Origin of the sequence: Streptomyces sp. NBC_00669 (assembly GCF_036226785.1) — a bacterium.
Classification (GTDB): Bacteria; Actinomycetota; Actinomycetes; order Streptomycetales; family Streptomycetaceae; genus Actinacidiphila.
Map to the genome: position 1 here is coordinate 8,237,050 of NZ_CP109018.1, position 19,491 is coordinate 8,256,540.

The 19,491-nt window shown below is 73.8% G+C and carries 13 protein-coding genes; 5 read left to right on the plus strand and 8 right to left on the minus strand.

Going from position 1 to position 19,491, the window contains the following annotated elements:
• Window positions 1-105 precede the first annotated feature (105 nt).
• The 3 genes from OG896_RS34795 to OG896_RS34805 all read right to left on the minus strand — a co-directional run bounded on the left by OG896_RS34795 (window position 106) and on the right by OG896_RS34805 (window position 3,881).
• Entirely contained in the window at window positions 106-1,425 is a 1,320-nt protein-coding gene (locus OG896_RS34795) for a D-alanyl-D-alanine carboxypeptidase family protein (RefSeq protein ID WP_329371765.1), read from the minus strand.
• Window positions 1,426-1,670: 245 nt separating this feature from the next.
• Entirely contained in the window at window positions 1,671-2,753 is a 1,083-nt protein-coding gene (locus OG896_RS34800; RefSeq protein ID WP_329371768.1) for an inositol-3-phosphate synthase, read from the minus strand.
• A gap of 126 nt (window positions 2,754-2,879) precedes the next feature.
• Window positions 2,880-3,881, minus strand: a complete 1,002-nt coding sequence (locus OG896_RS34805; protein WP_329371770.1) for an LLM class flavin-dependent oxidoreductase — start codon at window positions 3,879-3,881, stop codon at window positions 2,880-2,882.
• A gap of 152 nt (window positions 3,882-4,033) precedes the next feature.
• On the opposite strand from OG896_RS34805, the gene OG896_RS34810 reads away from it, so the two are divergent.
• Window positions 4,034-5,362: a transglycosylase family protein gene (locus OG896_RS34810; RefSeq protein WP_329371772.1), complete on the plus strand. Its 1,329-nt coding sequence runs from the start codon at window positions 4,034-4,036 to the stop codon at window positions 5,360-5,362.
• Here the strand turns inward: OG896_RS34810 and OG896_RS34815 are convergent.
• From OG896_RS34815 to OG896_RS34830, 4 genes are all read right to left on the minus strand, one after another.
• Entirely contained in the window at window positions 5,352-6,074 is a 723-nt protein-coding gene (locus OG896_RS34815) for a phosphatase PAP2 family protein (RefSeq protein ID WP_329371773.1), read from the minus strand. The genes OG896_RS34810 and OG896_RS34815 overlap by 11 nt on opposite strands.
• Before the next feature lie 204 nt (window positions 6,075-6,278).
• Window positions 6,279-7,280, minus strand: coding sequence for an aldo/keto reductase family protein (locus OG896_RS34820; protein ID WP_328461333.1), 1,002 nt, complete (start codon window positions 7,278-7,280; stop codon window positions 6,279-6,281).
• A gap of 209 nt (window positions 7,281-7,489) precedes the next feature.
• Window positions 7,490-9,949, minus strand: coding sequence for a discoidin domain-containing protein (locus OG896_RS34825; RefSeq protein ID WP_329371775.1), 2,460 nt, complete (start codon window positions 9,947-9,949; stop codon window positions 7,490-7,492).
• A gap of 258 nt (window positions 9,950-10,207) precedes the next feature.
• On the minus strand, window positions 10,208-10,834 hold the full coding sequence (locus tag OG896_RS34830) for a TetR/AcrR family transcriptional regulator (protein WP_329371776.1): 627 nt from the start codon (window positions 10,832-10,834) through the stop codon (window positions 10,208-10,210).
• Between the two features lie 168 nt (window positions 10,835-11,002).
• On the opposite strand from OG896_RS34830, the gene OG896_RS34835 reads away from it, so the two are divergent.
• Window positions 11,003-12,064 (plus strand): aldo/keto reductase, encoded by a 1,062-nt coding sequence (locus OG896_RS34835; protein WP_329371778.1) that lies wholly within the window; start codon window positions 11,003-11,005, stop codon window positions 12,062-12,064.
• A gap of 75 nt (window positions 12,065-12,139) precedes the next feature.
• Here the strand turns inward: OG896_RS34835 and OG896_RS34840 are convergent, their stop codons facing one another.
• Window positions 12,140-12,802, minus strand: a complete 663-nt coding sequence (locus tag OG896_RS34840) for a hypothetical protein (RefSeq protein WP_329371779.1) — start codon at window positions 12,800-12,802, stop codon at window positions 12,140-12,142.
• Between the two features lie 194 nt (window positions 12,803-12,996).
• Between OG896_RS34840 and OG896_RS34845 the strand changes: the two genes are divergently transcribed.
• From OG896_RS34845 to OG896_RS34855, 3 genes are all read left to right on the plus strand, one after another.
• Window positions 12,997-15,207, plus strand: coding sequence for a HelD family protein (locus tag OG896_RS34845; protein WP_329374457.1), 2,211 nt, complete (start codon window positions 12,997-12,999; stop codon window positions 15,205-15,207).
• A 387-nt stretch (window positions 15,208-15,594) separates the two neighbouring features.
• Window positions 15,595-18,456, plus strand: coding sequence for an alpha/beta fold hydrolase (locus OG896_RS34850; protein WP_329371781.1), 2,862 nt, complete (start codon window positions 15,595-15,597; stop codon window positions 18,454-18,456).
• Complete coding sequence (locus tag OG896_RS34855; RefSeq protein ID WP_329371783.1) at window positions 18,453-19,364, plus strand: ABC transporter permease; 912 nt, start codon at window positions 18,453-18,455, stop codon at window positions 19,362-19,364. The genes OG896_RS34850 and OG896_RS34855 overlap by 4 nt, the downstream gene beginning before the upstream one ends.
• Window positions 19,365-19,491 lie beyond the last annotated feature (127 nt).

The following is a 19,491-nucleotide window of genomic DNA, read 5'->3' on the forward strand; positions in this document are numbered from 1 at the left end:
AGCTCCCCCTCCGGCGGCGCGCGTCAGCGCACGGGCGGCCGCCGACTCGCGCCCACCGCCCGGCTCGACCGCCCGATCACCGAGCGTACCCCTCTGCCAGGAGCTTTACCGGTTCTTCGCGGCTGCTCGGCGCCGCAGCACGACCACCGACGCGGCGGCGAGCAGCACCAGCGCGCCGCCGACCGCCCAGGCCGTCGGCGAGGCCACCGCGGAACGCGACGCCACCGGGGCGGCGTGCGCCTCCTCGGGGGCCTGCGCCGCGCCGCGCCCGGCCCGCGCGGAGTCCGGTGCGGTGCCCGCGTCGGCCGGCCGCTCGGGCGCCGCGGCGTTCAGCGTGCCCACCGACGTGGTGTGGTCCGCCGCCGAGAAGCCCCAGTCGAGCAGCTTCGTCGCCTCGGTGTAGACGGCGTTGGTCGCGCCGGACTGCGGGTTCATCACCGACACGATGATGGTGCGGCCGTTCTTGCGGGCCGCGGCGACCAGGGTGTTGCCCGCGTTGGTGGTGTAGCCGTTCTTCACGCCGACCAGGCCCGGGTAGGCGGTGACGCCCTTCTCGCCGGTCAGCAGCCGGTTGGTGTTCTCGATGCCGAAGGACGCCACGTACGAGCCGTGCGCGTCGTAGCCGCCGGGGAACTCGGAGTCCTTCGTCGAGGCGTACTGCGCGAAGTCCGGGTTGTCCAGCCCGGCCCGGGCGAACACCGCCAGGTCGTAGGCGGAGGAGACCTGCCCCGGCTCGTCGTAGCCGTCCGGGGTGACCACATGGGTGTCGTCCGCGCCCAGCATCCGCGCCTTGGCCTGCATCTCGGCGACGGTCTTCGCGACCGAGCCGTTCATGTTCGCCAGCACGTGCACGGCGTCGTTGCCGGAGGCGAGGAAGACGCCGCGCCACAGGTCGGCGACGGTGTAGGTCTGGCCGGGCTGCACCCCGACCAGGCTGCTGCCGTCGCCCAGGCCGGCCAGGTCGGAGTCCTTGACCTTGTGCTTGAGGTCGCCGGGGAAGCGCGGCAGCACCGTGTCGGCGAAGAGCGTCTTGAGGGTGGAGGCGGGCGGCAGCTGCCGGTGCGCGTCCTTCGCGGCCAGCACCTGGCCGGTGCGGGCGTCGGACACCGTCCAGGACAGCGCGGACAGGCCGGACGGCAGTTCGGGGGCGCCCGAGCGGGGCAGCACGTGCACGCCGGGCTCGGCGAGCAGCGTCCGGTCCACGGCCGTCTGGGAGGTGTCGGCGGCGGAGCCCGAGGAGCCCTGACCCCCACCGGACGCGGGCGCCACCGCCGGAGCGGCTGCCGCGGCCACCGCGGGCGCGGCGGTCAGCGCGGTCAGGCAGCACGCGGCGGCCAGCGCGGCGGCGGGCAGCGCGGCGGGCAAGGCGACGGGCAGCGTGGTGCGGCGGCGAGCGGAGTGGCGAAGAGGACGGATGTCGTTCATATGATCACCGTAAGAACGATGAGCAACCCCTGCGCGGTGGTGCAGCCCATACCGGTGAGGCCGCGGCGCCTGCGAGTGACCCGGGCGCCGCCAACCAGACGTACCGTCATATGTCGGATAGTCATACCGCGCTGATCGGCCGTCGGGTACGTCGCCCACGTGACGGCGTACCGGCCACCTGACACCGCCCGCGCGACGCGTACCGGCCGCCGCGACGGCGTACGGGCAGGTGGACCGCGGCCCGCTCAGCCCAGTTCGGCCAGCCCCCGCGCGGTCGCCGTCTCGTCCAGCGGTACCGGCGCCGCCTTCATCACCGAGGCCGCCACCGCGTCCACCACGCCGCCCACCCCGCGGTCCAGCGCGGCCTTGAGATACCGCACCGCGTCCAGGACGTTCCCCGCCGCGCTCGGCGAGTCGTCGACCTCCATCCGCAGGTCGATGTCGAGCGGGGTGCCCCCGAACGCCTCGGCCTCCACGCGGATGAAGGCCACCTTGCGGTCGCCGAGGAACGGGATGAAGTCGGCTCCCACGTGGACCTGCGGCTCAGCGCCGGCCGCCTTCCCGGCCCCGGCTCCGGCCGCGTCCGTGCCGCCGGCGAACATGCCCTGCGCCTTCGTGGCCTTCTTGTCGGCCATCCGCTCCGCGTCCTGCATGTTCCAGAAGTCCATGTTGCCGCCGCCCAGCAACTGGTAGGTGCTGCGCAGCGCCACGCCGTTGCGCCGCAGCACGTCCACCAGCGCGCGGTGGATCAGCGTCGCGCCGAACTGGCTCTTGAGGTCGTCGCCGGCCAGCGGCAGCCCGGCCGCCGCAAACCGCTCCGCCCACTGCGGGGAGCGCGCCACCACCGACGGGATGCAGTTGAGGAAGGCGCAGCCGGCCTCCAGCGCCGCCCGCGCGTACAGCTCGGACGCCGCCTGGCTGCCCACCGGCAGGAAGTTCACCAGGACGTGCGTGCCGCTCTCCTTCAGTCGCCGCACCACGTCGTCCAGGCTCGCCTCGCCCCGCACGTCGAGCCGGTCCGCGCTGCCGCGCCCCACCCCGTCGGCGAGCGGGCCCTCGGTCACCGGAACGCCCAGGTGCGGCACCTTCGCGAACGCCCGCGAGTTGTTCGGCGCCGCCCAGATCGCCTCCGACAGGTCCCGGCCGGTCTTCCCGGTGTGCACGTCGAAGGCCGCGGAGAACTCCACGTCGCCGACGGCGTACCCCGCGCACACCGGGTGGGTCAGCCCCACCGCGCCCGGCTCGGCGTCCCGGTAGAACTCCACGCCCTGCACCAGCGACGACGCGCAGTTGCCGATGCCGACGATGCCGACCCGTACGGTGCCCATCCGAGGTCCCCTCCCGTGCCCGGCGGCCGGCGGATGCGCGGACCGCGTCCGTACGATCCTACGGGCGGGGGTGTCCGGCCTGCGGGTTCGCGGGGTTCGCGACGTTCCCGGACACTCGGGCCCAGCTCAGTGCAGCAGGTCGGCCAGCAGCCGGTAGGACTCCAGCAGTTCGGCGCGGTCGTAGGTGCTGGTGGTCACCAGGAACTCGTCGGCGGCGCTGCGCGACAGCAGCGATTCGAGGGACTTCGCCACGTCCTGCGGGGTGCCGTGGATGTGCCCGGCCATCGCCTCCTCGAAGCGGTCCCGCTCCGCGCCGGCCATCGCGGTCGCGGCGATCGACGCGTACGGCGCCAGCGCCGGGAAGACGCCGTGCGTGCGGGAGTACGCCGTCGCCCACGCCTCGCTGGCCAGCAGCCGGCGCGCCTGCTCCCCGGTGGCGGCGACCGCCACGGTGCCGGAGAGCACCACGTACGGCGCGTCGGCCCACGGGGACGGGCGGAACGCGGCGCGGTAGCGGTCCACCGCCCGCAGCATCGCGTCCTCGCCGCGTATCCCGCCGATCACCAGCGGCAGGCCGTGCGCGGCGGCGAGGTCGGCGCCGCTGGCGGTGGCGAGCAGGAACGGTGCCGGGCGCAGCCCTTCGGCGGGCCAGGCGTGCACTTGCGGATACGCGCGCTGGGTGCCGTCGAACCAGCCGAGCAGCTCGCCGATCTGCTCGTCGAAGCCCTCGGCGGCCTCCTTGCCGTGGCCGAGCGCCTTGCGTACGCCGCCGGTGAAACCGACCGAGCGGCCCAGGCCCATGTCGATCCGCCCGGGGAAGAGCGACTCCAGCACGCCGAACTGCTCGGCGACCACCAGCGGCCGGTGGTTGGGCAGCATCACCCCGCCGGTGCCGACCCTGATCCGCGAGGTCGCCGAGGCCACGGCGGCCGCGAGCACGGTGGGCGCGGAACCGGCCACCCCCGGCACGCTGTGGTGCTCCGAGACCCAGAACCGGTGGTAACCCAGCGCCTCCGCCTGCCGCGCGAAGCCGACGGTCTCGCGCAGCGCCCGCGGCGGGTCCTCGCCCTCGCGGGTACGGGACCGGTCCAGGACGGAGAACGGCGTGTCGCGCAGCAAAGAAGTCACTTGGCGTACAACGCCCCGGATGCGCCGGCTAGTCCCACCTGTGCTGTTGCGGGCACTCTTGTGGGCGCGCCGGGGCGGGCCTATCTTTGGCCCGCCTCTCTGGCCCGCCCGGAGCAGCCCGGGCGCTGAAGCGTAGGGAAAGGACGCGCGTCATGGCCTTACGCGGACGCCACCGCCGCTATCGTCCCAGCCGGGTCTCCCAGGCGTCGCTGACCGTCACCGCGGGCGGTGCCGGGCTCGCGCTGCCGCTGGTCGGGATGAGCAGCGCGCACGCCGCCACCGCCGGGGTGTGGGACAAGGTCGCCAAGTGCGAGTCCTCCGGCAACTGGACGATCAACACCGGCAACGGGTACTACGGCGGGCTCCAGTTCACCGCGAGCACCTGGCGGGCGTACGGCGGGACCGCGTACGCCGCGCGCGCCGACCTCGCCTCCAAGAGCGAGCAGATCGCGGTCGCCGAGAAGGTGCTCGGCAGCCAGGGCCCGCGCGCGTGGCCGGTCTGCTCGGTACGGGCCGGGCTGACCCGGGAGCCCGCGACGGCCTCGCACACCGTGCAGGTGTCGACCGGTACGAAGAAGGCCGGCGCGGAGCCGAAGAGGAAGTCCACGGAGCACACCTCCCCGACCGCGCACCCGGCGCACCCGGCCGCCGCGAAGCCGTCCGGCGCGAAGGCCGATACGAAGAAGGCCGACGCGAAGAAGCCGGGCGCGAAGAAGCCGGGCGGGAAGAAGCCGGGCGGGAAGAAGTCCGACGCCGGGGACCGCTACACCGTCGTGCACGGCGACACGCTCTCCGGCATCGCGGCGGACCACCAGGTCAAGGGCGGTTGGCCGGAGCTGTACGCCGACAACCACGCGGTGGTCGGCGACGACCCCGACCTGATCCTGCCCGGCCAGCGACTGACCTTGGCGGCTCCCGCCAAGGCGGCGCCGAAGACGACGCACGCGCCCGCCGCCGAGCCCACCGCGAAACCGGCGGCGAAGCCCGCGGCCAGACCTGAGGCCAGACCCGCTGCCAAGCCCGCCGCCAAACCCGCGCCGAAGAAGACGCACGCCGAGCCCGCGGCCAAGAAGTCCTCCGGGTGGACCGTGCCGGTGCACGCGTCCATCGGCACCGGTTACCACGTGGGCGGCGGCAGTTGGGCCAGCGGCTACCACACGGGCGTCGACTTCCTCGTCGGCACCGGCACCGCGGTGCACTCGGTCGCCGCGGGCACCGTGGTCACCGCCGGCTGGGGTGGGTCGTACGGCTACCAGGTCGTGATCAGGCACGCCGACGGCGAGTACAGCCAGTACGGCCATCTGTCGCAGATCTCGGTGAAGGTCGGCCAGCACGTCAACGAGGGGCAGCGGATCGCCCGTTCGGGCGCGACCGGCAACGCGACGGGACCGCACCTGCACTTCGAGATGCGCACCGGCCCGGACTACGGCGACGACGTCGACCCGCTCAGGTTCCTGCGGTCGCACGGCGTCAAGGTCTGACCTCTCCGCTGCCGCTGCCGTCCTCGCCGTCGTGCGCGCGGGCGTACGCGGTCAGCGGCGGCAGCGCCAGCAGCAGGCACCAGCCCGCGTACAGCCAGCCGCCGAGCACGTCCGTCGGCCAGTGCACGTCCAGGTAGACCCGGGAGCAGCCCACCGCGACCGCGGCCGCCACGCACAGGGCGGCGGCGACGCGGCCCGGCGGCCCCGGGCGGGCCCGCAGCGCGCCCCACGCCAGCAGTCCGGCGGCCATCGCGCTCGACGAGGTGTGCCCGGAGGGGAAGGAGTGCCCCGACGCGGCCACCGCCCAGTCGGCGACCGGGGGCCGGGCGCGGTCCGCGGCCACCATCACCGCGCCACGCACGGCCTGTTCGGCGACCAGCGCCACCACCGCGAGCAGCGCCACCGGCACCCCGGCGCGAGCCCGGGCCATCCGCCCCCGGCTGCCGCCGAGCCAGCCGCCGAGCGCCGCCGCCACGAACGGGTACGGGCCGGTGCCCGCGTGCGTCACCCCGCGCGCGGCCGTCAGCCAGCCGTGCGGGCGGTGCCGTACGGACCAGTCGATCGGGCCGGTGTCCAGGGGGTACGGCGTGCCGTGCCGGGTCAGCACCACCCCGGCCAGCACCGCGAACGCCGCCGCCAGAGCGGCGGCCCAGCCCAGGCCGCGCCGGGTGTACGGCGACCGGCGGGGCCGGCCGGACGGCGTGCGAGACATCGGGCGGCCCGCCTTCCCCGGACCCCGGCGGTGCGCGGGGCCCGCCCGGCCGGCCGAGCGCGGCCGGCCGGAACAGACGTCTACAGAACTGTAGTCACCCTACGCGCGGGACCGGCCCGCCCCGCACCGCCACGCGAGGCGAACCGCCCGGCGGCGGCCGGAGCCGGGCCCGGACGCGAGGTGTACCGCGCGCCGCGCTCCGCCTCAGCGGCGCTCGGGCACGTTCTCGTGGACCCGCTTCGGGTCGGTGATCGCGACCGGGGCGAGCACCTCCTCGATCTTCGCCATCAGCTCGGCGTCGAGCTTCACGCCCGCGGCCTTCGCGTTCTCCGCGACCTGCTCGGGGCGGGAGGCGCCGACGATCGCCGCGGAGACGTTCGGGTTCTGGAGCACCCAGGCGACGGCGAGCTGGGCCAGCGACAGGCCCGCCTCGGCGGCCAGCGGCTGGAGCTGCTGCACCCGCTCCAGCAGGTCGTCGTGCATCCAGCGGCTGATCATGTCCGAGCCGCCCTTGCCGTCGGTGGCCCGGGAACCGGCCGGCGGCTGCTGCCCCGGCTTGTACTTCCCGGTCAGCACGCCCTGCGCGATCGGCGAGAACACCACCTGGCCCAGGCCCAGTTCCTCACAGGTGGGCACGACCTCGCCCTCGATGATCCGCCACAGCGCCGAGTACTGCGGCTGGTTGGACACCAGCGGGATGCGCAGCTCGCGGGCGAGCGCGTGGCCGCGCCTGATCTGGTCCGAGGTCCACTCCGAGACGCCGATGTAGTGCGCCTTGCCGGAGTGCACGACGTCCGCGAACGCCTCCATCGTCTCCTCCAGCGGGGTGGAGACGTCGAAGCGGTGCGCCTGGTAGACGTCGACGTGGTCGGTCTGCAGCCGGCGCAGCGAGTTCTCGATGGACTCCGCGATGTGCTTGCGGGACAGGCCCCGGTCGTTGTGCCCCGGGCCGGTGGGCCAGAAGACCTTGGTGAGGATCTCCAGGCCCTCGCGCCGCTCGCCCTTCAGCGCGCGGCCGAGCACGGACTCGGCGCGGGTCTGCGCGTAGACGTCGGCGGTGTCGAAGGTGGTGATGCCCGCGTCGAGCGCGGCGCGCACGCACGCGGTGGCGGCGTCCTCCTCCACCTGGGAGCCGTGGGTGAGCCAGTTTCCGTAGGCGATCTCGCTGATGAACAGGCCGCTGCGGCCGAGGTGACGATATTCCATGGAACGCGACTCTATGCGCTGCCGAAAGCGCGGGCGGAGCTGGGCCCTGCCGCCGCCGCGCCGCGGTGACCTGCGGCTGGTACGCGCGGCGATCCCGGCGTCCTGCGGTCTCACGGTCCTGCGGGCCGGCCGTCGTGCCGTGCTGCGGTCCGGGTGCGGGGCACCCCTCCGGTGAGAGGTGCCCCGATCCGGTCGGAGGCGTACGCCTGTCAGGAGGCGTACGCCTCCAGCTCGGAGAGCTGGCCCGCGGGCCAGCCGGTGTTGGCCGTGAAGGTGAGCCGGAGGTAGCGGGTGGAGGTCGGGCTCAAGGACACCGTAGCGGTGTTCCCGCTGGAAGGGTTGAAGGTGTACCCGGCGGAGGACTTGAGCGTGCTGAAGGTGGAGCCGTTCGTGGAGCCGAGGACGGAGAGGGTTTCGGTGCGGGTGGCCCACGCGGCGGCCGGCGGCAGCTTCAGCACCAGGCGCCCGACGGTCTGGGCGGAGCCGAGGTCGACGGTCAGCGACTGCGGGAAGGCGTTGTTCGTGCTCTCCCAGTACGAGTTGGCGTCGCCGTCCACCGCGTTGGCGGCCGTGTAGACGTCGGAGTGGCCGGTGTCGGTGGCCGGGTGGCCCTTGGCGAGGTTGCCGCCGGCCGGGGGAGTGGTCGGCGGGGTGGTCGGGGGCGTCGTGGGAGGCGTGGTCGGCGGGGTGGTGCCGCCGCTGTCGCCCCCGCTGCCGCCGCCGGTGGGCACGCCGCCGTTGGTCCACACCGGCGCGGGCCAGCCGTTGCACTGCTGACCGCCGTTGTTCCAGCCGGAGTTGCCGCCGCTGTCGTTGAGGACCAGGGCGGTGCCCTCGCAGTTGTAGATCGGCTTGTCCGCCTGCGCGATGTTCTTCGCGGTCACGTTGGTGAAGGTCATGTTCGCCGGGGCCTGGCCCTGGATGGCGAAGGTGCCGGCGCCGTCGATGTTGACGTTCTTGAAGTGGACGCCGGTGACGCCGCCGCCCTCGATCGACTGGATCGCCTCGTAGGAGCTGTCGAGGATGTCGGTGTTGGTGATCTCGATGTCCGCGTCGACGGTGCCCTGGAGGCCGTCGAACCAGATCGCGCCCACCCCGAACTGCCAGTTGTAGTCGCTGTTCCCGGCTCTGATCAGGGTGTTGGAGTCCGCGGTGATGGTGCCGGAGACGCCGTTGGCCGAGCCGCCGTTGACGCCCGGGTAGCGGTTGGCGATGTGCAGGCCGCCGCCGTTGGTGACGGTGTCGGCCATCACGTTGTCCGAGATCGTGAAGTCCTTGCCGCCGTAGGTGACGATGTTGTTCGCCAGCACCGGCAGCACCACCGTGTTGTGGGTGAAGCTGTCGTCCGCGTTGGGCGCCTTCTCCGGCCAGGACGCGAGCCCGTCGTCGCCGGTGTCCCGGACGAAGGTGTTGGTGACGGTCGAATCGGTCACGCCGGAGTGGAAGTTGACGCCGTCGGCCGAGGTGTCCAGGATGCGGCTGTTCTCGATGGTGAGATGGTCCATCGGACCGTCCATCCAGGCGCCGACCTTGACGTGCTGTATCCACAGGTCGTCGATGGTCGAGTTCGACAGGGCGCCGCCGATGCCGTTGACCTGGTCGTCGTCGACCCGCTCGGTGATGTCGCCGATGATGGCGAAGTCCTTCAGGGTGACGTTCTTGCTCGGGCCGCCGGCCTCCTTCGGCCGGATCTCCCCGGTGTAGCCGCCGCCGGCGACGTACTTGCCGTAGAAGCCCGCGGCGCGGTTGCGGTTCACCGGGTCGCGGCCGCCGAAGACGGTGTACCAGGGACCGGCGCCCTCGACCGTCACGCCGTCCACGATGACGTGGTCGTAGAGCGTGTAGTTGCCCTGCGGGATGTACACCGGCTTGCCCTGCGCCTGGCCGGCGTCGACCGCCGCCTGGATCTTCGCGGTGGAGTCGGTGGCGCCGGTGGGGTCGGCGCCGTAGTCGGTGACGGCGTTGATCGAGCCGGAGGGCTGGGCGATCGGCGCGGCCACCTGCTCGAAGTCGGCGAGGTCGATGGTGAACGACGGTGACTGCGCGGTCGAGGTGACCTGCACCCGGATCTTCGTGCCGGCCTGGTAGGTGGTGCCGAACATGGTCCGGGACTCGTCGTAGAAGTGGTGCGCGTTGCCGCCGCCCGGGTCGTTGCTGAACGGGTAGCCGCCGTAGTACCAGCTGTAACGGGAGGTCACCGGCAGGGTCTTGACGGACTGGCCGTTCGCCTGCACGTCGAGGGAGGCGTCCCGGCCCTTGCCGTCGGCGGAGTCCGGGATGCTGTAGCGCAGCGACATCGCGTTGGCGGGCTTGGTGAGGGTGAACTCGACGTACTGGCCCACCGCGTCGAGGGTCACGGCCTGCCGGCCGGACGCCTCCGAGGGCAGGTGGGTGTAGAGCCGGTCCGGGCCGATCAGGGCGCCGTTGGTGTTGGCGTACTCCGCCTCGTACTCCGTGAACGGCACGTTCGCGCCGCGGCCGGAGATGCCGACGGGCGAGGGGGCCGGTACGCCGCCGGCGGCGTGCGCGGACGGGGCGCTCGCCAGGGTCACCGCGGTGAGCGCGGCCGCGGCGGCGACCGCGAAGGAGAGCACGGCGGCGGTGCCGCGCCGTCTGAACCGGTGCTGCCGTGGGGGGTTCTGGTCGTGGCTGCGCGTTTGTTGCGACACAGGCAGGTCCTTGCGGGTCGGGGGTGAGGGGAAGTGGGACACCCGGCCGGGCGTGGAGAGACTACGAGCGCCGCCGCAGTAAGTAAATGAGTTCGTGCAAGATTGCGATTTCTTCTCGCAATAACCCGGACATCTGGGCGTCATGTCGGGTATCGGGGCGCGAGAAACCGCGACGGCCACCGGTGGACCCGGGTGCTGCCGCGTGCTGCCCCGCGTCGCGGCGCGGGGGTGGTCAGGGGACGGTCAGGGGACGACGGTTCAGCGCGGCTCGGCGCTCCGCACGAAGACGCCCGCGCGGGTGGCGGCCATGGCGGCCGCGGCGGCCCGGTCCGCGGCGGCTTCGTCGAGCCGCTCGCCGCCGGTGAGCAGGCGGTAGTAGAGGGGGGCGGACACCGCGCGGATCACCTCGTGGGTGTCGGTGCCCTCGGGCGCCTCGCCGCGGTCGATGCCCTGCTGGACGCAGGGCGCCCACTCGCCGACGCGGGTGAGGTAGAAGCGCCGCAGCGCCTCGGCGGTCTTCGGCTCGCAGGTGGCGGCCGCGATCACCGCACGGAACAGCGCGCCCTGCCGCGGGTCGGCCAGCGTGCGCTGGACGAGCCGGGCGTTGGCCGTCAGGTCGCCGAGCAGCGAGCCGGTCTCGGTGCGCGGCAGCGAACGCTCGGCCATGTCCGTGAGCAGGTCGGCCACCAGGCCGGTCACCGTGCCCCAGCGGCGGTAGACGGTGGTCCGGCCCACCTCGGCGCGGCGCGCGACATCGGCCAGGTCCAGCTGGGCGAAGCCCTGTTCGGCCAGGGCGTCGCCGGCCGCGTCGAGCACGGCGGCGCGCACGCGTGCCGTCCGCCCGCCTGGTCGGACGCTTCCCGGGTCTGGTCGTTCCACGGTCATAACGGGACTCCGGTTCCATTAATGGCTGCGCCAGTGCTATCGTCAGACCTAGCTTAACGGAACTGGAGAACCGTTAGTCGCTGGGCGGCGCGTGTCCGCGGTGCTGTGCGTGCCGCGTGCGGCGCGCGCCGCCGCCCGGTGGACGAGCGAACGATCGAAGGAGCAGTCATGGAATACAGGCGGTTGGGTTCGTCCGGCCTCAAGGTGCCCGCGCTGAGCTTCGGCGCCGGCACGTTCGGCGGGCAGGGCCCGCTCTTCGGCGCCTGGGGCAGCACCGACGCCCGCGAGGCACGCCGTCTGGTGGACATCTGCCTGGACGCCGGGATCACGATGTTCGACACGGCCGACGTCTACTCCGGCGGCGCGTCCGAGGAGGTGCTGGGCGAGGCGATCAAGGGCCGCCGGGACCAGGTGATCGTGTCCACCAAGACCAGCCTGCCCACGGGCGACGGGCCGGGCGACGCGGGCTCCTCCCGGTCGCGGCTGCTCGCCGCGTGCGAGGCCGCGCTGCGCAGGCTCGGCACCGACCACATCGACCTCTTCCAACTGCACGCCTACGACGCCGGCACGCCGATCGAGGAGGTCCTGGCCACGCTCGACGACCTCGTGCGAGCGGGCAAGGTCCGCTACGTCGGAGTCTCCAACTTCTCCGGCTGGCAGGTGATGAAGTCCCTCGCCGTCGCGGAGAAGTACGGCCGGCCGCGCTATGTCGCGCACCAGGTCTACTACTCCCTCGTCGGGCGCGACTACGAGTGGGAGCTGATGCCGCTCGGGCTCGACCAGGGGATCGGGGCGGTGGTCTGGAGCCCGCTCGGCTGGGGCCGGCTGACCGGCAAGATCCGCCGCGGCCGGCCGCTGCCCGCCGGCAGCCGGCTGCACCAGACCGCCGACTTCGGCCCGCCGGTCGAGGACGAACTCCTCTACCGCGTGGTCGACGTCCTCGACGAGATCGCCGAGGAGACCGGCAAGGCCATCCCGCAGATCGCTCTCAACTGGCTGCTCCGGCGGCCGACCGTCTCCTCCGTCATCATCGGCGCCCGCAACGAGGAGCAGCTCCGGCAGAACCTCGGCGCGGTCGGCTGGGCGCTCACCCCGGAGCAGACGGCGAGGCTCGACGCGGCGAGCGGGCGGACGGCGCCGTATCCCTACTTCCCGTACCAGCGGCAGGAGGGGTTCACCCGCCTCAACCCGCCGGTGGCCGGGCTCGCGGCGGCGCCGCCCGCGGTCTGAAGCGCGGCGGGCGACCGGGACGGGCGGGGGTGGTCCGGGTAGCGGGAGGGAGGTGGGGGCGGCGGGGGCGCGCGGTCAGGTGTGGCGGGGGGAGACGAGCAGGAAGGGCGCGCCGCCGCGGGCGTGGTGCTCGGTCGCCTGCCAGCCGAGCGGGCCGAGCAGCGCGACGACGCGGGCGAGCGAGGCCGGCCCCGAACCGGCCTCGGACCAGGTCACCTCGACCAGGCCCGGATGATCGGACGGCCCCACCCGGTAGCCCGACGGCCGCTCGGCGCGGTGCGGCGGCACCCCCGCCGCCTCCAGGGCCAGCGCCACCGCGTGCACCGGCCGCTCCCGCTCCCAGCCCGCCGGCACCTCCACCGCGCCGTCACCCAGCACCGCGCGGATCTGGAGCAGCCCCTCCCACGCGGCGGCCACCTCACCGGGCCGCGCCGCGGTCGTACGCACCGTCCCGGACCCGTCGTCGGCGACGAACTGCCCGCGCTCCGGCTCGGTGTGCCCACCCTGCGCCGGTTCCCCGGCCGCCTCCCGCGCGACCCGGGCGTCGCGCTCGGCCAGTTCGGCCCGCACCCGCCGGCCCTCCGGCGTCAGGTAGTGCTGCCCCGCCCGCCCGTGCCGCACCGCCAACCCGGCCGCCACCAGTCCCGTGCACACCACGGCTCCGGCGGCCACCCGACCCGTCGACGGGTCGGACCCCGTGACCGCCCTGCGCTGCGCCGCCGTCAACCCCTTGCTCACGCCCCCGACCGTATCCCGCGCCACCGACACGGGAGGGACGGGCGCGGAAATCCCCGCACCGCAATTGCGGAACGGGGATTTGCTCGCGTATATTGAGGGTTTCTGTGCGCGCATGAGAAAAGCCCCACATCGGGGGCTGATAGGCACAGCTTAGCCAGTAGGGAGCAGCTTTGTCAACTCGCGAAAGTGTCGAATTGGAGCGGGAACAGGAATTCCTCGACCGGCTCTACGGCCGTGTCGACACGCTGCGCGAGTCCGCCGCGGAGCGGGTCGAGGACGCGTTGGCCCCGGTGGGAAGCGGGCGGCAGGCCCGGGTCGAGCGCGAGGTGCTGGTCGCCGAGCGGTCCGGGCTGCTGGCCGCGCTGAATGCGGTGGACGGTTCGCTCTGCTTCGGCCGTATTGATCTCCGCGACGGCGCCACGCACCATATCGGCCGGCTCGGAATTCGCGCGGACGACGCGGAGCGCACACCCGTTCTGATCGACTGGCGGGCGCCGGTCGCCCGACCGTTCTATCTCGCCACCGGCCATACGCCCATGGGTCTGCGCCGGCGCAGGCATATCAGCACCGAGGGCCGCACGGTGACCGAGCTGCACGACGAGATCCTCGATCTCGACGACCGCGAACGCAGCGGCTTCGAGGACCCGAGCGGTGACACCGTGCTGCTGGCCGCGCTCAGCTCCGCCCGCACCGGCCGGATGGGCGACATCGTGCAAACCATCCAGGCGGAACAGGACCGCGTCATCCGCGCTCCGCACCGCGGGGTCCTGGTCGTCGAGGGCGGCCCCGGCACCGGCAAGACGGCGGTCGCGCTGCACCGTGCGGCCTACCTGCTGTACGAGCACCGGGAGCTGCTGGCCAAGCGCGCGGTCCTGGTGGTGGGGCCCAATCCGGCGTTCCTGCGCTACATCGGCGAGGTGCTGCCGGCCCTCGGCGAGACCGGGGTCATGCTCGCCACGCAGGCGGAGCTCTACCCCGGTGTGGACGCCCGCGGCACCGACACCCCCCGCGCGGCGGCCGTCAAGGGCGGTGCGGGGATGGCCGAGGCGCTCGCCCTCGCCGTACGCGACCGGCAGCAGATGCCCGAGCCCGGAGCACCCATGGTCATCCGGCACGACGACGGCGACCTCGTGCTGGACTGGGAGATCGCCTACGAAGCCCGCCAGGCGGCCCGCGAGACCCGCCTGCCGCACAACCTCGCCCGCCCGTACTTCGCGTTCCACGTCATCGACGCCCTCACCGCGCAACTCGCCGAGCGCATCGGCACGGACCCGTACGGCGGCCCCAACTTCCTCGGCCCTGCCGACATCGCCCAGCTCGGCAAGGGTGTCGCCGCGAGCGAGGAGGTGCAGGCCGCCGTGGCGGAGCTGTGGCCGGCGCTCACCCCCGAGGCGTTCCTCGCCGGCTACCTGGCCGAGCCGGTGTACCTGGCGGACGAGGACGCCGACGCCGTCCGCCGCGCTCCCGGCGACCGGGAGTGGACCCCGGCCGACGTGCCGCTCCTGGACGAGGCGGCCGAACTGCTCGGGACCGACGACAGTGCCGAGCGGGCCGCGGCGGAGGCCGAGCGCCGGCGGCGGGTCGACTACGCGCAGGGTGTGCTGGAGCTGTCCCGGGCGTCGGAGACCTACGAGTTCGAGGACGGCGAGTCCGAGGTGCTGGCCGCCCACGACATCATCGACGCCGATCGGATGGCCGCGCGGCAGGAGGAGGCCGACCACAGGAGCGCGGCCGAGCGGGCCGCCGCCGACCGGACCTGGGCCTTCGGGCACATCATCGTCGACGAGGCGCAGGAACTCTCCCCGATGGCGTGGCGGTTGCTGATGCGCCGGTCGCCGACCCGCTCGCTGACCCTGGTCGGCGATCCGGTGCAGACCTCGGAGGAGGCGGGTGTCGGATCGTGGCAGAAGATCCTGGAGCCGTATGTCGGTGACCGGTTCACGCATGTGCGGCTGGGGGTCAACTACCGCACGCCCGCGGAGATCATGGAGCTGGCCGCGCGGGTGGTACGGGCCCAGGACCCGTCGTTCGAGCCGCCCGGGTCGGTGCGGTCCACCGGGGAGCGGCCGTGGACGCGGGAGTCCGGTGCGGATCTGGCGGGCGCGGTGGCGCGGGCCGTCGCCGAGTTCACGCCCGAGGAGGGGCGGCTCGCGGTGATCGCCCCGCGTGCGCTGCACGAGGAGATCGCGGCCCGGCTCGACGGGGTCGAGGCAGGCGGGGAACCCGACCTCGCCCGGTCCGTGGTGCTGCTCGGCCCGCGCGAGGCGAAGGGGCTCGAGTTCGACCACGTCCTGGTCGTGGAGCCCGGACGGTTCGGGACCAGTGACCTCTACGTCGCACTGACCCGTGCGACGCAGCGGCTGGGCATCGTGCACCGGGAGGCACTTCCCGAGTCGCTGCGCTGATCGCTGGGCTGATCGCTGGGCTGATCGCCGAGCCGCTCGGTGAGCCGATCGGTGAGCCGACGGCCGCGTGCGGACGGCCGCGCTGATCCGGGCGTGCGGGTGGCGGGCGCGGGTGGCGGGCGGGCGCGGCGACCGGCGGGTTTCCTGGGAATCTCCGGTGAGCGGACCGGCGGTCACGGAGCCCGGCGCCGTCCCGCCTAGGCCGTGTTTTGGAAGTCCCGCCTGGCCCGTGGCGCCTGGCACGCACGCTCGCTTCGTTGTCGGGCTTGTCCGAGTAGGCCCACTACGAGGACAACCCTCCGCCTTGCGATCGCACGCACCAGACGCCACGGGCCCCGCCCTTTGGGCGGACGGCGCTACTTCCAAAACACGGCCTAGGATCGGGGGATGGATCTACGGTGGCCGCGCGGGCGGAAGTGGTTCGCGGCGGTGGGGGCGTTCGCCGTCGTCGCGGTGGGCGGCATCGTCGCGGGTACGGCGACGGCCGGCGGCGCGAGCGGGTCGGTGCACCGTACGGACGCGATGCTGACCGGCGCCGGGGGAGTGCGGCTGGACACCTCGTACTTCACCGACGGCGGCACCCGGCGCCGGCCCGCGGTGCTGCTCGCGCACGGCTTCGGCGGCACCAAGGACGACGTGCGCGGCCAGGCCGAGGCGCTGGCGAAGCACGGCTACGCGGTGCTGACCTGGTCCGCGCGCGGCTTCGGCGCTTCCGGCGGCCGGATCGGACTCAACGCGAAGGACGGCGAGGTCGCCGACGTCGGCCGGCTCGTCGACTGGCTCGCCACCCGCCCCGACGTGCAGCTCGACGCTCCCGGCGACCCCCGGGTCGGCATCTCCGGCATCTCCTACGGCGGCGCGGTCTCGCTGCTCGCGGCGGGCGACGATCCGCGGATCGACGCGATCGCGCCCCGCGAGACGTACTGGGACTTCGCGGACGCGCTGCTGCCCGACGGCGTGTACAAGAAGATGTGGAGCGGCATCCTCTTCTCCGGTGGCACCCCGGCGGGCATCGGCGCCACGACCGGTCAGGCGTCGCCCCCCACCGGCGGCGGGCCCGGGTCGGCCCCCGGCGACGCGCCGGCCCCGGCCGCCTCGGACGCCCCCGCAGCGTCCACCGGCTCCACGCCTGCCAGTTCCGCGCCGACCGGCTCCACGCCCACCGGCTCCGCGCCGACCGGCTCCGGGCCCACCGCCGGCGCCGCCCCGCCCGACAGCGCCTCGGCCGACCCGGTCTGCGGCCGGTTCGAGCCGTCGATCTGCGATCTGTACAAGCGGGTCGCCACGAGCGGCCAGGCCACCGCGGCGGACCGCGCGCAGCTCGCCGCGCTGAGCCCGGCCACGGTCGGCAACCGGATCAAGGTGCCCACGCTGATCGTGCAGGGCCAGACCGACTCGCTGTTCACGCTCTCCCAGTCCGACGCCATGGCCAAGGCGATCAAGGCGAACGGCGCCCCGGTGTCCGTCGACTGGATCGCGGGCGGCCACGACGGCGGCAACACCGAGGACGCCCGGGTGAACGGCCGGGTCACCGCGTGGTTCGACCGCTACCTCAAGGGCGACAAGGGGGTCAGTACCGGTCCCTCCTTCCGCGTCACCCGCACCGGCGGCCTGAACGCGACCGACGGCAGCGTGGTGCTGCGCGGCGCGAGCGCGGACCGCTACCCGGGACTGGCCGGCACCGCCGCCCGGCGCGTGCCGCTGACCGGCGCGCCGCAGCAGATCACCAACCCGGCCGGCGGCTCGCCGCCCGCGATCTCCTCGGTGCCGGGATCGGGCGCGATCTCCCAACTCGCCCAGCTGGGGCAGAGCGTGGCCGTCGACTTCCCGGGCCAGTCGGCCCGCTTCGTGTCCGCGCCCCTGCGCCGTGCCACCACCCTCACCGGCGCCCCGACGGTCACCGTCAAGGTGTCCACCACCGCTTCCGAGGCCGTGCTGTTCGCGAAGCTCTACGACGTCGGCCCGGACGGCAAGCAGGTCCTGCCGGCCGGCCTGGCCACGCCGGTTCGGGTCGCCGGGTCGCCGTCGGGCCGCACCGTACGGGTCGAACTCCCCGCGGTCGACCACGAGTTCGCGGCCGGGCACCGGATGGCCGTGGTGCTGGCCAGCACCGACCTCGGCTACGCGACGCCCGCCGCGCCCGCGACCTACACCGTCGCGCTGGCCGGCTCCGCCGTCACCGTCCCCACCGACAGCGCGCTGGGCGCCGACGCGAACGCGCTGCCGTGGTGGACCTGGGTGCTGCCGCCGGTCGCGGTGCTGGTCGCGGTGGCGCTGCTGGTCACCGGCCGCCGCCGGGTCCGCCCCCGCCCGGCCGACCCGGCGCTGGCCGCGGTCCCGTTGCGGATCAGCGGGCTGAGCAAGCGGTACGCGAAGTCCGCGGACCGTTACGCGGTAAGGGAGTTGACCTTCCAGGTCGAGCCCGGCCAGGTGCTCGGCCTGCTCGGGCCGAACGGCGCGGGGAAGACCACCACGTTGCGGATGCTGATGGGCCTGATCCGGCCGGACGAGGGCGAGATCAGGGTGTTCGGGGAGGCGGTGCGGCCGGGCGCGCCGGTGCTCTCCCGGGTCGGCGCCTTCGTGGAGGGCGCCGGATTCCTGCCGCATCTGACCGGCCGTCAGAACCTCGACCTGTACTGGCAGGCGACCGGCCGCCCGGCCGAAGACGCCCATCTCGCCGAGGCGTTGCAGATCGCCGGGCTCGGCGACGCGCTCAAGCGCGCGGTGCGGACGTACTCCCAGGGCATGCGGCAGCGGCTGGCGATCGCGCAGGCCATGCTCGGGCTGCCGGACCTGCTGATCCTGGACGAACCCACCAACGGCCTCGATCCGCCGCAGATCCGCGAGATGCGCGAGGTGATGATCCGCTATGCCGCCACCGGCCGGACCGTCATCGTCTCCAGCCACCTGCTGGCGGAGGTCGAGCAGACCTGTACGCATCTGGTGGTCATGGACCGCGGGCGGCTGATCACCTCCGGCCCGGTGGCGGAGATCGTCGGCTCGACCGACACCGTACTGGTCGGCGTGGCGGGCGAGTTGGCGCCGGACCTGGTGGACAAGGCGGCCGCGCTGCCCGCGGTCGCCACCGCCGTGCCGGCCGAGGGCGGGCTGCTCGTCGTCATCGCGGACGGCTCGACGCCGGTCGAGCTGGTGGCCGAACTGGTCGGGCTCGGCGTGCCGGTGGCGCAGGTCGGCCCGCACCGCCGCCTGGAGGACGCCTTCCTGACCCTGATCGGAGGTTCGGCATGAGCACCGCGCCCGCCGCACCCGTGCCCGACCTGCCGGAGCCGCCGGACGACCCCGCGGTCTCCGGGGCCGTCACCGCGCCCGGTTACCGCCCCGGCCGTACGCTGCGGCTGCGGGTGGAGGCCCGCCGGCAGTTGCGCAGGCGCCGCACGCTGGTGGTCGGCGCCCTGCTCGCTTTGCTGCCGTTCGTGCTGATGGCCGCGTTCGCGATCGGCGGCACCCCGAGCGACGGTGCCAACGGTCCCACGCTGATCGACACGGCCACCTCCTCCGGCGCCAACTTCGCGGCGACCTGCCTGTTCGTGTCGGCGGGCTTCGTGCTGGTGGTGCCGGTCGCGCTGTTCTGCGGTGACACGGTCGCGTCGGAGGCGGGCTGGTCGAGCCTGCGCTACCTGCTGGCCGCGCCCGTGCCGCGAGCCCGGCTGCTCGTGGTCAAGCTCACCGTCGCGCTCGGCTTCAGCGCGGTCGCGCTGGTCCTGCTGCCGCTGGTGGCACTCGTGGCGGGCACGGTGGCCTACGGCTGGGGCGACCTCGAACTCCCCACCGGGGGCGCGGTGCCGGCGGGCAGCGCCGTCGCGCGGCTGGCGATCGCGGTCGGGTACATCTTCGTCATCCAGCTGGTCACGGCGGCGCTGGCGTTCTGGCTGTCCACGGTCACCGACGCGCCGTTGGGCGCGGTGGGCGGCGCGGTCGGCCTGACCATCGTCGGCAACGTGCTGGACGCGGTGACCGCGCTGCACCGGTGGCGCGACATCCTGCCCGCGCACTGGCAGTTCGCGTGGCTCGACGCGATGCAGCCGGCCACCGAGTGGACCGGCATGATCGAGGGCACCTCGGTCTCGGTGTCGTACGCGGTGGTGCTCACCGCGCTGGCGTTCCGCGGATTCCGTACGAAGGACATCGTGTCCTGACGGTGTGCCCCTGCGGGGCGGCTCCGTCGCGGAGTCGGTGGTGGGTCGGTGGCCGCGATCAGGCGGCGCATCGGCGTTGGTGGCCGCTGTGGGGTCACCGCCCGCGCGCTGCCGCACGCTCCCGGCC